Here is a 14,680-nt window from a genome sequence, read left to right as displayed (position 1 = left end):
TATTCCAAAGAATTTTCACTCATGTTATGAAGCAGCGCGCGCAAGCCGCAATTGCCTCAAAGGCAACGAATTCGGCGCTCTATTGGTTGCACGTAGATACATCGTCAACCCGAGGTGCTGCGCGAAACTGATAATGCGTAAGGCCATACGGGTGGCGCAGGAGGGTCGCAAAGCTCACGGTACCTTCGTTTGCGGAGCAATAAAGTTGACACCGGGCGGGTCAGTTGCAGGCACTGATGGCCGCAGGGTCGGCATACCACAAGAAGCACGAAGGCGTGTCTTGCAAGCGCTGGTGTGGTAGCTAGTCGACGCCTGCAAAACCGCGTGCGCTCGATACTGAGTACTGCGTCGCGGAAAGCTGAGCCTCGAAGACCATCGACCTGCGCTAAAACAGCGGGACGAGTCTTACGAAGTTTTCGTGCCGTAACATCGGTTGACGCTGCAAATTTCGGTTAATCAGATGCAATCGGTGAGCTTGCTACTGGATGTAGCCCTCACAGCGGCGCATGCATCACCGCTGTGAGGGCGCTGTTGACATTAGACGAGCGTAAGAGTCACGTCGATGTTGCCGCGGGTTGCATTCGAGTAGGGGCAGACGTTGTGCGCTTCGTCGATCAGTTTCTGTGCCGCATCTCGGTCCATGCCAGGTAGGGAGATCGTCAGCTCGACTTCGATTCCAAAGCCACTTGGAATTGCGCCTATGCCCACGCTGCCGTCGACTGCGATGTCCGCAGGCAAGCTCACCTTGTTGCGGGCGGCGACAAACTTCATCGCACCCAGGAAACATGCGCTGTAACCTGCTGCAAAGAGTTGCTCAGGATTGGCTCCATCACCACCGGCGCCACCGAGCTGACGCGGCGTGGTCAGCTTGAAATCAAGATTGCCTTCGGCGACAGTGGCTCGGCCATCGCGGCCGCCAGTTGCATGAGCATGGGCGCGGTAAAGAACTTTTTCGATTGACATGTCTGACTCTGCGAATAAGGGAAGATATCTAGGGGTGCCTTTAAAACTACCTATTCACAGATAGTTTTGAAGGCCGACGAAAGAGGCTTTCACAAGCCACTGCTTGCAATCGCAGGCGCTACGAGTAATGCGGTTGCCACAACCAGCAGAATCGCGAAGATATTGGCGCCGGCAATTAGCAACGACGCAGTGAGCTGTGTGTTCATACGGTCAAACTCCGTTCGCTTACCGGCCGGCGTAGATCGAGCGCAAACCGATCGTCGCATCGGAGCGGGTTCCTGTTTCTACTGAACCACTGCTCACTCCACCAAAGCCGGTTGCCGGCATCGACACGCGTGCGATGGCTGCCTGAATTTGATTGGGGTAGCTGGACTGGTCACCGTCCCCAACGTGGTACCCCGACTTCTCCAACTGAACCAATTCGGCACGTACCTGAGCGCGAGTAAGTTGCGTGCTGGACTGAGCGAACGAAACGATTGGGGCGGTCAGTGCAACGACAACAGCAACAGCATTTATGAGCGATTTCATGATCTTGTCCTTGATGGTTGATTAACGTTTCGACTCGTAAGGGTTTCAGATAATTCGGGCCTTAATGATGCGCAAAATCCTTCGCTGCGTGGTCCACTGCGGTTCGTGCGCCGCTGCTGACATGGCCATCAACCGCACCGCCGTATGCGTGGAAGCCCGTTGTCGCTTGAGCATCGAGAGTCAGCACGTTAGGGCCGCTCTGTGAGGCGGGCGCTCCAATGCTCGGATTGTAGGACGGGGCCGGGCCAAAGCCGCTCGCAAGCGCCGGAGTGGCGATAGCGACAATTGAGGTGGCCAGCAACGAGGCGATGAGCTTATTCTTCATGATTTCTCCTAGCATTAGTTAGTGGAAACAACAAGTTGCGATCTATCTATTCATAGATAGTTTAATTCGCCAATTAAAAGGCGGGAAACCGCCTTCTGCTTTTTCCTTCATGTCGAAGCTTTGAACATCCTCGGCACGTCATCCAGCCGGGCTTTCGTGTTGAATAACCGACTAGTCAGAATCGCACCCTGGAAGCTTGCAAACAGTACTCTGGCTGCATGCTCCGCATTGCCGTTGACTACTAGCGTACCTTCCAGAACTCCTTTATCCAACACGCCCGCTAGCCACTTTTCGTTAGCCTTGAAGAACGATTGAACTGCGTTGCGAATGTTCTCCGGAAGCGAACCTAAATCAGCAGCAAGCATCCCGCAAAGGCAAATTTGCTCACCATCGCCCAAGGTCCGACCCACTAGTTTCGTATATCGTTCTAACTTCACATCAGCGGGTAGATTCGGATCAATCCCGTACACCGATGCCAACACCTTACTGCTGTACTCGCTTACCGCTTCGCGGACCAGATCGTCCTTGGTCGGGAAGTGGTAATGAATGCTCGAGGTCTTGACGCCAACTAGGGTCGATAGATCTCGATAACTGAACCCGTTGTATCCCCTCAGCATTATGAAGGTTATGGCGTGGTTCAGTAGCTTCTCTCGTACCGGTGATGTCGTCGTGTCCATGTGGTGTACTGTACCTACTGGTAGATAGTCTGTCAACACTCTTTTTCGACTTTTCTACCGCTCGTCACCGGACGACATCAGCTACTTTGTACTAACGCTTAGCCTTGCATTGCCTCAGCTACAACGCCGTTGGGGTTGCAGTAGGGAGGACTCACGCCTCCCGTACGGACCAGCACGGCGATGTAAGTCCCTACCTCTACCGGGACTGCGGCGATCGAGCAGGAATCACTGTAACGCCAACACCAGGCTGCGGTCCCTGCCGCTTCGTTCGGCGGAGGCCCCGGTTCAAGCGTTATTCAATGCGAACGGCTGCTTGTTTCATGCAATGCCCAACACCCGAATGAGAACGAGGCTGATGACGGCGAGCGCAACGATTGAAAGCACAACCGCAAGAGTCACACGAGGACCAGCTTTGGCAACCATTCGCACATCGACTCCCAGCCCCAGGGCTGCCATTGAAATAATGGTCAATACATTCGCCGTACCGCTGATTGGTTGCAGAGCGGCCGTCGGAATGAGATTGGCCGAACGAGCCGCAACCATCACCAAGAACCCGATGATGAACCAGGGCACGAGCTTAGTCCATGCCATGCCTTTAGCCTTCGGTGCATCTGACTTCGGATCAGGGTTCATGCGACGTGCGCCGATTGACAGCACGAGCATCACCGGACCAAGCATAAGAACTCGTACGAGCTTGACCAACGTGCCAAGATGTACGCTAACGGTAGAAACCGGAACGGTAGCAGCGAGCACCTGCGGGACCGCGTAGACCGTCAACCCGGCGAGGGCGCCGTATTGAAGATTACTCAGGTGAAGCAAAGGCACCAACAGCGGCAAGCCTAACACCACCATTACACCGAACACAGCAGTGAAGGCGATTGACGCAGCCACGTCATCGCTGTGCGCACCGATGACAGGCGCTACTGCAGCGATCGCTGAGTTACCACAGATTGAATTGCCGCATGCCACCAGCAATGCCATCCGATTATGAAGTCCCAACATTCTCCCGATGGTGTAGCTTATGACGATTGCAGCGAAGACCACCGCCATAATGCCTAGGAGCAAGCCGATTCCGGCAGCCTTGAGCGTCTGGGTGCTAAGCGAGGCGCCTAACAATACCACGGCGACCTCGAGCATCGTCTTGGCACTGAACTCAATTCCGGCATGCCAGTGCTGAGCGGGCTTCCAGAGACTACGTACAACGGTTCCAATGAGGATGGCAAGGACCAACGCCTCAAGCCAGGCTCGACCGAACAGATGTTGCTCAAGCCCTTGCAGCCCGAATGCGGCCAATGTCACCGCGATGCAAAGCACGATTCCACTTGCATGATTCTGCGCCCACGCAAGAATTCTGGATTCAGTCGGGGCTTGTACTCGTGCAGTTTGGTTGGCGACGGTAGTCATGGAGGTCTCGATCTATGAGTCGGTGTGAAATCATTATCGCCAGCTCCTTTGCTTTATTCCAACGAAGAATATAGAACGTATCAATCGGTCATATAGAACAATGGCTGCAGAACTTGCTTACAGGTGTAAGGCGGACGTGCATTGGCGGTGACCGTGCACTCGATTGCCAACGGTGAGGCGAATCGTTATGGAGGAGAAAAAGCGCGGGAGGGCCCGAGATTTCGTCGCGCTCACCCATGGCCGTCCCACCGGGTCCTCGGCATTGTCATCCACCGTCTCGAATGAGAAAGACAAAGGCGGTCGGGAAAGTGGCGCTCCAGCACGAGGCTGCGTTGGGAGCCAAAAGCGGCCTGACAGTTTGAACTCGAGCGGCCTATGAGACATTGAACAGCCGAAGCGCTTCCTTCAAGGTCCCGCGATGTCGAGTAGATATCGCAGACTCGCGGGTGCGACATACAGCAGCCGCATCTCAACCTTGTCACATCGGCCGCCGCCCATCGACCCCTTTCAAGCCAAAGTCCTACACGATCCGTGCTGACGTCATCTCAGTCCGTTAGCTGGTGAAAGGCGAGATGATTTAGTCAGCCGACCTTCGGGGCGTGCCGTTGAGCGAGCGCATGAAAATGATCCGTTCCGCAATTGCCGACGATCGCGACACCCGCAGCGGGTCGCGCCCGTCCGCGCTGCGCTCGATGCTTGTGATTGCCTCCAGTCTTCGAACAACAGTAGAGGAGTCGGCCGAAAGGCTGCCTGCCGCGCATCAGACCAGGTGATAGCCCTCATACCGGGATGTCGCACTGAAGGCTATTCCACACGGGTCGGCGCGGTCTTCCACGGCACGAAAACATCGCTGAGTCTAATTTGTCCTAGTTCTTTTCGTATCGATTTCTCGATGTCACTTTGCGCCTGTGTGAGTGCACCGTGCACGCCGCAATGTTCCGACCACTGAGAGAACGGATTGTCCACGGAGAATTGAAGCAATCGGTCGCCGATCGCGTCGTAGATGTCGAGCAGTGATATGTCGTTAGGGTTCTTCGCGAGCCGAACGCCGCCCCCACCACCTCGTGAGGCAGTCAAAAGCCCTGCCTTTACAAGACTTGATACGAGCTGACGGACCCGCGTGGCATGGGCATCGACCCACCTGGCTATGACCTCGGTTGTGAGGACGCGCGGATCGTGGGCGCCAACAAAAGACATGACATAGCACGCTGTTACGAACTTTGTCGATTTCAACTTGCGCTCCGTTTGGGTAAGCCCAACGTGGGAAGCCTATTAGGTGTACGTCGTAGAGACGCATTGACTTCCACGCACGGCGGGGCTACCCTGAATGTTAATGTTACTATGACTAATACATGTAGACGAGGTCGAACCATGACAGATCGCGATGTTGAAGCTCGCCGAGTGCTTATCGTTCACGCGCATCCGGAGCCGCATTCCTTCACTTCCTCGATGTTTCGAGCTGCCGCCGAAGTGCTGTCGGGTGCAGGCGCGCAGGTGCGTACATCTGACCTGTATTCGAAAGGATTCGACCCCGTGGCTGGCGCTAAAGACTTCGGACTGCGCGCCAGGCCGGATTATTTAATCTACGCGATGGAGCAGCGAGCGAATTTCGAAGCGGGCACTCTAGCGACCGATATTGAAGAGGAGGTCGCAAACGTATTGTGGGCAGACCTAGTGATCTTTAACTTTCCTATCTTCTGGTTTTCGACGCCGGCCATCCTGAAAGGGTGGATCGACCGGGTATTTTTGTCGGGGACGTTCTACGGCGGTAAGCGATTCTACGACCGTGGCGAGATGAAAGGAAAGCGGGCGTGGGTGACAGCAACCCTAGGCGGTAGGCCTCATATGTTCGGCGATCGAGCGGTGCATGGCGAGATCGAAGGGATGCTATCCCACCTTCTTCGCGGTACTTTGGCATACGTCGGATTCGACGTATTGCAACCGTTTCTCGGTTACCACATCCCGTATCTCAGCGATCGGGAGCGTGCGGAGATTCTCGCACGCTTCCGACAGGACGTTGCTAACTGGCAGACGCGCGAAGTTCTTAAGTTTCCATCGCTCGACGCCTTTGATGAGCGGCTTTACCCGTTATGAATCAGGAAGCGGACTAGCCTCGTATCTACGGACGGCAATTTGGGTTGCATCACACGGTGGCGCGGAATGCACAACCAGGCCGTGAGCGGGCAGCTACGGGCCCATGGCCGTATCTTGCCCTGAAAATTGAAGGGCACGTTCTGACACCGCACCCCAGCCTGTTTTACCGCCTCCCTGGGGCTTGACGGCGCCGCGCAATTTCGGTCCCAAGGGCCGGCCGGTTGTAGTCGACGGCGATATTTGCTGTGACGTAGCGTCGGTCGCCTTGAATGACTTGAGGCTTCGCTAACAGTCGGGCACGCTTGCCTCTGATGTGCGGGATAGCCTCAACCAGTACCGTCTTTGCAGTTGGCGTCGGGTCGGCGAAGTCAGATCCTGTTTTGGCCTGCGCCCGCAGCATGGAATTAAGATAGGTAGACGAGTTCATCGAGCGAGCACAGCGCCTTTCTCCGGTTTTTAAAGGGTCTCTGAGGTGGCTGTTCGATGAAATAACTGATGAGAAGGTTCATGTAGCGAAGCCGCCACCAGAGAACGGTCCTGAGCAATCGTCCTTACCGCTCACCAGTTCGATCACCTTGCTTCGAACCCAAATGCTTGCCTTATCCTGCTCGCTGCTTCGATGCCAATACAAGTGCCATTCGAGGTTAGGTATGGGAAACGGAAGGTCGAACATCCGCGCGTCGTACCGCTTGAGCAATTGCATTGGCGCAGTCAGTGCGAGGTCGGTTCGCAAGGCAACGAGTGGAGCGACCATGTAGTGCTGCACACGCATCTGTATGCGCCTGTGCTTGCCGAGCCTTTTGAGCTCCGCATCGACGATCCCACTGCCCTGACGTCGGCTTGACACCTGAATGTGGCCGAGCGCAAGGTAGTCGTCCATCGTGAGCGTTTCACCGGGAAAAGGATGATCGTGGCGCAGCATGCAGGCATATCGGTCGCGGCCAAGGCGCGTCTGATGCAGTTGCGGATCATCAATGAGAGGCACGTCGATGGCGAAATCGATCTTTCCGCTGGCGAGCGCTGTGCTGACCTCGCTGCGCGGCGTAAAGTAGGACTCTATGCGCATTCCCGGCGCCTGCTGTTGCAGAAGTTCGCCGAGCGTCGGGAGCAGGCTCGCCTCAGTCAAATCCGGCATGCTAAGGCGAAAAGTGCGCTCCGACGCTGCCGGGACAAACACGTCGCCTTCTGTCGCGCTCGCCTCCAGCAGTTGCAATCCTTGACGCACGCGCCCGATGATGTTCTCTGTGAGCGGCGTGGGAACCATGCCCGACGAAGTGCTCACGAACAGTGGATCGCCGAACGCCTTGCGCATGCGTGCGAGCGCATTGCTGACCGCGGGTTGGGTGATGAAGAGCGCCTCGGCCGCGCGGGTCAGGTTGCGCTTCTCATAGATCGACTCCAGCACGACAAACAGATTCAAATCCAGCTTAGGTAAGCGCATGCACAGTCTCCGTTTGCCTATCATGATAAACGGGAGACGCTGTGAGCAAGCGTACGCTTGCATGTGATCAGCCAGAGTCAGCCACGCGGCGGCGTGTTCAAATACTTTGCCATTTCGCCCAGCCTTTTCTTGCCTTGCGCTAGTTCTATTTTAGCGATCGCCTGGAGATGCACTTCGTCGGGACCGTCTGCGTAACGCAATGCGCGGCCCCAAGTCCAGTGGTCGGCGAGCGGCGTATCGGGACTCACGCCCATCGCGCCGAATACCTGCATCGCGCGGTCGCAGACGGCCGTATGCACTTGCGGTATCAGTGCTTTGATCATTGAAATTTCCTTGCGTGCGGCTTTGGCGCCGACCTCGTCGAGAAGCCACGCTGTCTTTAGCACGAGCAGGCGTGCCTGATCAATTTCGATGCGTGACTTCGCGATCCACTCGCCGATGGTGCCGTGCTGATGCAGGTACTTGCCGAAGGTCTTGCGCTCTTCGGCGCGCTCGATCATCAGTTCGAGCGCGAGTTCGGCTGCGCCGATCGAGCGCATGCAGTGGTGGATGCGACCCGGTCCGAGCCGCGCCTGCGCAAGTGCGAAGCCGCTGCCTTCCTCGTCGAGCAGGTTCGACGCGGGGACGCGCACGTTCGTAAACGTCATCTCGCAATGTCCCTCCGGCGAGATGTGATTCATGACCGGAATATTGCGCACGATCGATACGCCGGGTGTACCCGCCGGCACTAGGATCATGCTCTGCTGCCGATGTGTTTCGGCATCTGGGTCGGTCTTGCCCATCACGATAAACAGCTTGCAGTTCGGATGTGCCGCGTTCGTGATGAACCATTTGCGGCCATTGATCACGTAGTCGTCGCCATCGCGGCGAATGGAGGTCGTAATGTTGGTCGCGTCGGAGGAGGGCACGTCCGGCTCGGTCATCGCGAACGCGGAACGGATTTCGCCATTCAGCAGCGGCACGAGCCACGATTCTCGCTGCGCGGGCGTCGCGAACATGTGTAGCAATTCCATGTTGCCGGTATCGGGCGCATTGCAGTTGAAGACCTCAGACGCCCACGAAACGCGGCCCATGATCTCGGCAAGCGGCGCGTATTCGAGGTTCGTAAGGCGCGTGCCCGGCTCGCCTTCCTTCAGGTGCGGCAGGAAGAGATTCCACAGGCCTTCTGCCTTTGCCATGGCTTTGAGATCTTCCATAAACGATACGGGAAAGTGCCCCGCGTGGACCTCTTCGTGCCAGTGACGTTGGCGCGGCACGATATGCTCGTCCATGAACATGCGCACGCGTCGCATGAGGTCTTCGACTTTCGGGCTATGAGCGAAAAACATAATGGGTTCCTTTTTGCGCAGTGCGCTAGATCGTTAGCCCGCCATCGACGACGATGCATTCGCCATTCGTATAGCTCGCCGCATCGGATACGAGGTAGAGGACAGTGCCTGCCATTTCGTCGGGTTCGCCGTGACGGCGTAGCGGGATCGAGTTGATCCAGCGCTCGTATGCAGCCTTGTCGTCGAACAGCGCGCCGGCGAACTTCGTTTTAGTGAGACCTGGCAGAATCGCATTCACCCGGATGCCGAGAGGCCCGCACTCCTTCGCGAACGCCTTGGTCATGTTGACCACGGCGGCCTTGGTGATGGAGTAGATGCCTTGCTGATCGCCGGGCTGAAGTGCGTTGACGGAGGCCGTGTTGACGATTGCGCCGCGGCCCTGTGCCTTCATCATTTTGCCGGCCTCGACCGACATAAAGAAGTACCCGCGCAGATTCACATCGACGGTCTTGTTGTAGGCGGCAAGGTCCGTATTGAGGATATGGCCGAAATACGGATTGGCTGCGGCGTTGTTTACGAGGATGTCGAGACGACCGTGCTTCTCGCGAATGTGATTGAACATGACTGCGATGTCTTCGAGGCGGCCGACGTGGCAGGCGAATGCTTCCGAGCTCGCGCCCGACGCGCGGATGCGCGCGGCGACCGACTCGCTATCCTCAAAGTTGCGGCTCGATACGATGACGTGTGCGCCCTGTTCGGCCAACAGCATCGCGATGGACTCGCCGATGCCGCGGCTCGCGCCTGTCACGAGGGCAATTCGTCCCGAGAGATCAAAGAGCTTCGTAGTCAATGTCGTTCCTTTTGACGAGTTGGGAGAGATAGCCCGTTATGCGAGCAGTTCCTCGGCGAGTTGTGCGAGTGGTTCGACCATGCGGCCGACTTCGTGTGCATCCGCGCTTGATGCATTGCCTTGTAACGCACGCGCCTTCACGCCCTGAGCAATTGAAGCGAGGCGGAAGAAGCTGAATGCTAGACAGAAGTTCCAGTTCCCGATGGTGCTGAGGCCGCGCAATGCACAATACTGAGCGAGGATGGCCTCTTCCTCAGGGATGCCGAGCGCGGCGCGATCCAGACCGCGCAGCCCGGTGATATGCCCTTTCGATGGCAGGCGCAGACACATGCAGAAGTAGGCGAGGTCCGCGAGCGGATTGCCGAGGGTCGAAAGCTCCCAGTCGAGCACGGCACGCACTTGCGGTGCATCCTCGGCGAAGATGAGGTTGTCGATGCGGAAGTCGCCATGCACGAGCGCCGGGCGTGGGGAATCGGTTTGGCAATGGGCCGGCAGCCAGTCGATGAGCGCCTCCATCGCCGCTATATGCTCGGTTTCTGCGGCGCGGTACTGCTTCGTCCACCGTTCGACCTGTCGCTGAAAGTAGTTGCTGGGCCGGCCGTAGTCTCCGAGGCCGACGCTTTCCGGTTCGACATTATGGAGTGTCGCGAGTGTCGAGACGATCGATGCGTAATACTCACTCCGCGCATCGCGATCGATTTCCGGGAGGGCAGGGTTCCAGAAAATGCGCCCCGGCTCGTAGCTCATCAAATAGAAAAGGCTGCCGATTATTTCGCGGTCTTCACACAGATGCCAGACGCGCGCAACGGGAACCTGCGTTTTCGTGAGTGCGCTCAGCACGCGGAATTCGCGATCGACTGCGTGAGCCGACTTGAGCAGTGTCCCAGGCGGCTGGCGGCGCAGTACATAGCTGCTGCGTTGCGTGTCGAGCCGCCAGGTCGGGTTGGACTGCCCACCGGAGAACTTCGTCGCGTGCACCGGCCCGCGAAATCCCGGAAGATGTTGTTCCAGGTAAGGCGTGAGCCGGTCGATGTCGAGAGACTGGCTGGATGGTTCGCTGGTCATATCGTTCGATGCGTGACGGATGGACTAACCGTAGGTTTGGAACGCGTGACGTTGTGGATCGTCAAGATGTGCGATGCCGTTGAAGCTCGATAGCTGAATCGCATTGCGATTGAAATAACAATGCGTGACGCTGCTGTTACGAATCTGCATATTAAGTTCGATGGCCATCGCAGCAGGGGCTTGCAAAATCTGCTGCGTCATCGTGCCTATGACGCCACCGGAGGTGACCACGAGAACGGCTCGTGCACCGCTTTGCTGGATGGTGGCGCGCGCAGCCGTCACGCGCGACTGAAACGCTCGCCACGTCTCGGGCACGCAAGTGTCGAGCGCGCCTTCGCGCCAGAGGTGCAGGACCGCCCGCAAAGCTCTGAAAAATTCCCGAGGACTGCCCCTGGCGGATTCGATGAGCCCGCGATCTTCGTCGCTCAGGGCGCGAAAGAGGGCGGTGAAGTCGTATTCGTCAAGTCCGGGATGAACTTCGCATTCGACATTTGCACCCGTTGTGGCAAGTCGCATCGCATTCAGCGTCTGGGCATGACGCAGCAGTGAACCCGTCATCACCCGATCGAATCGGATACCTTTGCGCGCTAGGTGCTCACCGAGCCAGATACTCTGTTGCCTGCCGGTATCCGAGAGATGATCGTAGTTCTGGCTGCCTAGTGACGCCTGTCCGTGTCGTATCAAAAAGAGTTCGGCCATCGCTTCTTCCCGCATCCAGATCGTCAACCAAGCCTACAAAGGAGCACGGTATAAATGAACTTTATTTTTTGAATGGACGGGCATTCATAGCGGTGATGGTTTTTGGTCGCCCGAGAACAATGCTTCGCTAGGCGAAAAGGAGAATTCGATGTGAGGATGCATCCTGTTGCGCGCGGGGACCCTTAGTGTCCTGCCATGTCACTCGGGCGTGGGACAAGTGGTTGTTAGTCGGAACTCTTCGACGTGGAACCCAGAAAGCGGGCGTATCAGTTCAGGCTGCAATGCCATACTGCCGTTTAATTGCGCCCGAATCCCTTAAGAGATTTGTGGCCGCCGCGCCTTGCAAATTGTGCGCTCGACCAATGTAATCAAAGTCCACGTCATGAAGCAATTCTCGGCCACTGTTCCGATCTCAGTCGTCAACGGCTTCCTTTCTGGCGCCGACCGGGCTGCAGTTGCGCGTCTCGCAGAGCATTCAGGCATCCCGCACGATCTGCTTGGTATGCCCGCTGCGCGCGTCACGCAGGAGCAGTTCTCGACGCTCTACCGGCTGCTCGCCATGGAACTCGATGATGAAATGCCGGGTATATTCGCGCGTCCGCTACGCAACGGCACGCTCAAGTTCTTGTGCCTAAGTCTTATCGATGCGCCGCGGCTCGAAGTGGCGCTGCATCGTTTCGGCCAGTTCTTTCATCTGGTCCTCGATGAATTCGAGCTTGTGTCACGGCGGGAGGGCGCCTATGCGATTGTAGAATTCGTCGCGAATCCGCGGGGTCCGAAGGCAAGTGCGCTTGCGCGTGAGCTCGTGCTGAAGCTCGTGCATGGCGTCGCGTCCTGGCTCATACGCCAGAAGATTCTGCTCGCCGAAGCGGCGTTCGAGTTTTTGCGGCCGGCGCAGTCGGGAGACTTGCTTTACTTGTTCCCAGGTCCAGTGCGTTTTGGCTGCGATCGCACGCTCATCGCGTTCGACGCCGCTTATCTCGACCGTCCCATCCGGCAGCGAAAATCGGATCTCGACGCATTCCTTCAGCGCGCCCCGGAGGACTGGATTTTTGTGTCGTTCACCGACGAGATGGTGTGCCATCAGGTGCGCCAATGCATCGCCGCGGGCCTGCCGAAGACGCCGACCGTCGATGCCGTCGCGCAGCAGCTGCATTACTCGGTGCGGACGCTATGCCGGCGTCTAGACGCGGAGGGCACGTCCTTCCAGGCAATTAAGGACGAAGTGCGCCGCGACATTGCCATTCAGCGTCTCACCCGTTCGGACGATGCAATTACGGCGATTGCCTTCGATGTCGGGTTCGACAACTCAACCGCGTTCCATCGCGCATTTCGCCACTGGACCGGCAGCACGCCGGCCGCCTACAGGCAGAAGAAGGCCGGCTGAGCCGCGACCGCAGATCGGCGGGCGTCGATTTCATCTTTGGCAGATTTTGTCAACGAAAGGGCAGATTCAGATAACCGGCATGCACGGAACCGTTGTTACCATGCGCGGCAACACTTCCATATTTGTCGCCACTCGGCCTTGTGATTGTCGGGCCATGCATCTGGAGTCGACCATGACTTATACAGCTCCCGTCAAGGACATGATATTCGTACTCGAAAAGCTGGCAGATATTGCAAGCGTCAGCGAGCTCAGCGGCCTTGGAGATTCGAATGCCGACACCGCAGAAGCCGTTCTGGACGAAGGGGCAAAGCTTGCCGCCGAAGTCATCGCGCCGCTGAACACGCGCGGCGACCAGCAGCCGAGCACTTGGCACGACGGGCAGGTCACCGCGACGCCCGGTTTCGCCGACGCATACCGCCAATACAGAGAAGGCGGCTGGCAGGGCATCGGCCATCCAACCGAATTCGGCGGACAGGGACTTGCGAAACTGATCGCGGCGCCGTGCCTCGAAATGCTGAATGCCTCGAACCTATCGTTCGCGCTGTGCCCGCTACTCACCGACGGCGCAATCGAAGCACTGCTGCTCGCCGGTTCCAATGAACTGAAGGCGCGCTATCTGCCGAAGCTGATTGAAGGCGTGTGGACCGGCACGATGAACCTCACCGAGCCGCAAGCGGGCTCTGATCTCGCGCTCGTGCGTTCGCGCGCCGAACGGCAGGGCGACGGCACGTACAAGGTGTTCGGCACCAAGATTTTCATCACCTGGGGCGAGCATGACATGGCCGAAAATATCGTCCATCTCGTGCTGGCGCGCACGCCGGATGCGCCCGAAGGCGTGAAAGGCATTTCCCTGTTCGTCGTGCCGAAGTTCCTCGTCAACGACGACGGCAGCCTCGGCGCGCGCAATGATGTCCATTGCGTGTCGATCGAGCACAAGCTCGGCATCAAGGCGAGCCCGACCGCCGTGCTCCAGTATGGCGACAACGGCGGCGCGACTGGCTATCTTGTCGGCGAAGAGAATCGCGGCCTCGAATACATGTTCGTGATGATGAACGCGGCGCGCTTCGGCGTCGGCTTGCAGGGCATCGCGCTGTCCGACGCCGCTTATCAGAAGGCCGCCGACTATGCGAAGGAACGCGTGCAGAGCCGTCCCGTCGATGGTTCGAGCGGGGGTTCTGTCGCGATCATCCGTCATCCCGACGTGCGGCGCATGCTCGGCACGATGCGCGCGATGACCGAAGGCGCGCGTGCGCTCGCCTACGTCGCGGCCGCGCACGCGGATATCGCCCATCATCACGGCGACGCCGACACGCGCGCCCGCCATCTCGCGCTCAACGAATTCCTTGTGCCGGTCGTGAAAGGCTGGAGCACCGAAATGGCGAACGACGTGACAAGCCTTGGCGTTCAGGTGCACGGCGGCATGGGTTTCATCGAGGAGACCGGCGCGGCGCAGCTCTATCGCGACGCGCGCATCCTCGCGATCTACGAAGGCACGACGGCGATTCAGGCGAACGATCTCGTCGGCCGCAAGACGCTGCGCGATCGCGGCGCGACGGCGCAGGTGCTGCTCGCGCAGATCGACGAGACGCTCGACGCTCTGAAATCCGTCGATGCCGGCGATGCCGCGCGCGTGTTCGAATCGATGCATCGCCGTCTCGCCGATGGCCGCGACGCGCTCGCGAACGTCGTCGCTTATGTCCTCGAATCGGCGAAGCGCGATCCGAACGCGGTGTTCGCGGGCAGCGTGCTGTATCTGAAGCTCGCGGGCATCGTGTTGTCGGGTTGGCAGATGGCGCGTGCGCTGCTCGCGGCGCAACGCAAGCGGGACGAAGACCCGCAGTTTTACGGCGCCAAGATTGCGACCGCCCACTGCTTCTCCGAATACGTGCTGACGCAAGCCCGTGGACTCGAAACCGCTATCACGTGCGCGCGCGGCGACGATCCCCTTTTCGCATTGAACGAAGCGCACTTCTGACGCC

14 protein-coding genes are annotated in these 14,680 nt (G+C 58.1%); 3 read left to right on the top strand and 11 right to left on the bottom strand.

The annotated features are described in order from the left end of the window. Window positions 1-537 precede the first annotated feature (537 nt). The 6 genes from ACZCWR_RS25540 to ACZCWR_RS25515 form a co-directional block, all read right to left on the bottom strand. Complete coding sequence (locus tag ACZCWR_RS25540) at window positions 538-963, bottom strand: organic hydroperoxide resistance protein (protein ID WP_487305815.1); 426 nt, start codon at window positions 961-963, stop codon at window positions 538-540. A gap of 225 nt (window positions 964-1,188) precedes the next feature. Then, window positions 1,189-1,491, bottom strand: coding sequence for a DUF4148 domain-containing protein (locus ACZCWR_RS25535; protein WP_487305814.1), 303 nt, complete (start codon window positions 1,489-1,491; stop codon window positions 1,189-1,191). Between the two features lie 61 nt (window positions 1,492-1,552). Further along, window positions 1,553-1,816: a hypothetical protein gene (locus ACZCWR_RS25530; RefSeq protein ID WP_487305813.1), complete on the bottom strand. Its 264-nt coding sequence runs from the start codon at window positions 1,814-1,816 to the stop codon at window positions 1,553-1,555. Between the two features lie 107 nt (window positions 1,817-1,923). Continuing rightward, entirely contained in the window at window positions 1,924-2,493 is a 570-nt protein-coding gene (locus ACZCWR_RS25525) for a TetR/AcrR family transcriptional regulator (protein ID WP_487305812.1), read from the bottom strand. Between the two features lie 318 nt (window positions 2,494-2,811). After that, a complete protein-coding gene (locus ACZCWR_RS25520; protein ID WP_487305811.1) occupies window positions 2,812-3,897 on the bottom strand; it encodes a YeiH family protein in 1,086 nt (361 codons plus the stop codon). 804 nt (window positions 3,898-4,701) lie between these two features. Then, window positions 4,702-5,130: an RrF2 family transcriptional regulator gene (locus ACZCWR_RS25515; protein WP_487305810.1), complete on the bottom strand. Its 429-nt coding sequence runs from the start codon at window positions 5,128-5,130 to the stop codon at window positions 4,702-4,704. A 138-nt stretch (window positions 5,131-5,268) separates the two neighbouring features. Here ACZCWR_RS25515 and ACZCWR_RS25510 point away from each other — a divergent pair, with 138 nt between their 5' ends. Further along, window positions 5,269-5,991, top strand: coding sequence for an NAD(P)H-dependent oxidoreductase (locus ACZCWR_RS25510; protein WP_487305809.1), 723 nt, complete (start codon window positions 5,269-5,271; stop codon window positions 5,989-5,991). A gap of 505 nt (window positions 5,992-6,496) precedes the next feature. Here the strand turns inward: ACZCWR_RS25510 and ACZCWR_RS25505 are convergent. From ACZCWR_RS25505 to ACZCWR_RS25485, 5 genes are all read right to left on the bottom strand, one after another. Beyond that, a complete protein-coding gene (locus ACZCWR_RS25505; protein ID WP_487305808.1) occupies window positions 6,497-7,432 on the bottom strand; it encodes a LysR family transcriptional regulator in 936 nt (311 codons plus the stop codon). A 77-nt stretch (window positions 7,433-7,509) separates the two neighbouring features. Further along, a complete protein-coding gene (locus tag ACZCWR_RS25500) occupies window positions 7,510-8,760 on the bottom strand; it encodes an acyl-CoA dehydrogenase family protein (RefSeq protein WP_487305807.1) in 1,251 nt (416 codons plus the stop codon). 25 nt (window positions 8,761-8,785) lie between these two features. Continuing rightward, complete coding sequence (locus tag ACZCWR_RS25495) at window positions 8,786-9,550, bottom strand: SDR family oxidoreductase (protein WP_487305806.1); 765 nt, start codon at window positions 9,548-9,550, stop codon at window positions 8,786-8,788. Window positions 9,551-9,586: 36 nt separating this feature from the next. Beyond that, a complete protein-coding gene (locus tag ACZCWR_RS25490; protein WP_487305805.1) occupies window positions 9,587-10,615 on the bottom strand; it encodes a phosphotransferase family protein in 1,029 nt (342 codons plus the stop codon). Window positions 10,616-10,639: 24 nt separating this feature from the next. After that, a complete protein-coding gene (locus ACZCWR_RS25485; protein WP_487305804.1) occupies window positions 10,640-11,314 on the bottom strand; it encodes a histidine phosphatase family protein in 675 nt (224 codons plus the stop codon). Between the two features lie 382 nt (window positions 11,315-11,696). On the opposite strand from ACZCWR_RS25485, the gene ACZCWR_RS25480 reads away from it, so the two are divergent. After that, window positions 11,697-12,701 (top strand): AraC family transcriptional regulator, encoded by a 1,005-nt coding sequence (locus tag ACZCWR_RS25480; protein WP_487306145.1) that lies wholly within the window; start codon window positions 11,697-11,699, stop codon window positions 12,699-12,701. Window positions 12,702-12,873: 172 nt separating this feature from the next. Further along, window positions 12,874-14,676: an acyl-CoA dehydrogenase gene (locus ACZCWR_RS25475; RefSeq protein ID WP_487305803.1), complete on the top strand. Its 1,803-nt coding sequence runs from the start codon at window positions 12,874-12,876 to the stop codon at window positions 14,674-14,676. Window positions 14,677-14,680: the final 4 nt, after the last annotated feature.

Source organism: Caballeronia sp. A2-2 (genome assembly GCF_057612605.2).
This window is presented reverse-complemented; position numbering and strand designations above follow the sequence as displayed.

Excerpts from the sequence above, each read along its gene's own strand:
- ACZCWR_RS25535 (WP_487305814.1), bottom strand. The coding sequence starts at position 1,491 with ATGAAATCGCTCATAAATGCTGTTGCTGTTGTCGTTGCACTGACCGCC.
- ACZCWR_RS25475 (WP_487305803.1), top strand. The coding sequence starts at position 12,874 with ATGACTTATACAGCTCCCGTCAAGGACATGATATTCGTACTCGAAAAG.
- ACZCWR_RS25505 (WP_487305808.1), bottom strand. The coding sequence starts at position 7,432 with ATGCGCTTACCTAAGCTGGATTTGAATCTGTTTGTCGTGCTGGAGTCG.
- ACZCWR_RS25520 (WP_487305811.1), bottom strand. The coding sequence starts at position 3,897 with ATGACTACCGTCGCCAACCAAACTGCACGAGTACAAGCCCCGACTGAA.
- ACZCWR_RS25540 (WP_487305815.1), bottom strand. The coding sequence starts at position 963 with ATGTCAATCGAAAAAGTTCTTTACCGCGCCCATGCTCATGCAACTGGC.
- ACZCWR_RS25525 (WP_487305812.1), bottom strand. The coding sequence starts at position 2,493 with ATGGACACGACGACATCACCGGTACGAGAGAAGCTACTGAACCACGCC.
- ACZCWR_RS25485 (WP_487305804.1), bottom strand. The coding sequence starts at position 11,314 with ATGGCCGAACTCTTTTTGATACGACACGGACAGGCGTCACTAGGCAGC.
- ACZCWR_RS25490 (WP_487305805.1), bottom strand. The coding sequence starts at position 10,615 with ATGACCAGCGAACCATCCAGCCAGTCTCTCGACATCGACCGGCTCACG.
- ACZCWR_RS25530 (WP_487305813.1), bottom strand. The coding sequence starts at position 1,816 with ATGAAGAATAAGCTCATCGCCTCGTTGCTGGCCACCTCAATTGTCGCT.
- ACZCWR_RS25480 (WP_487306145.1), top strand. The coding sequence starts at position 11,697 with ATGAAGCAATTCTCGGCCACTGTTCCGATCTCAGTCGTCAACGGCTTC.
- ACZCWR_RS25510 (WP_487305809.1), top strand. The coding sequence starts at position 5,269 with ATGACAGATCGCGATGTTGAAGCTCGCCGAGTGCTTATCGTTCACGCG.
- ACZCWR_RS25500 (WP_487305807.1), bottom strand. The coding sequence starts at position 8,760 with ATGTTTTTCGCTCATAGCCCGAAAGTCGAAGACCTCATGCGACGCGTG.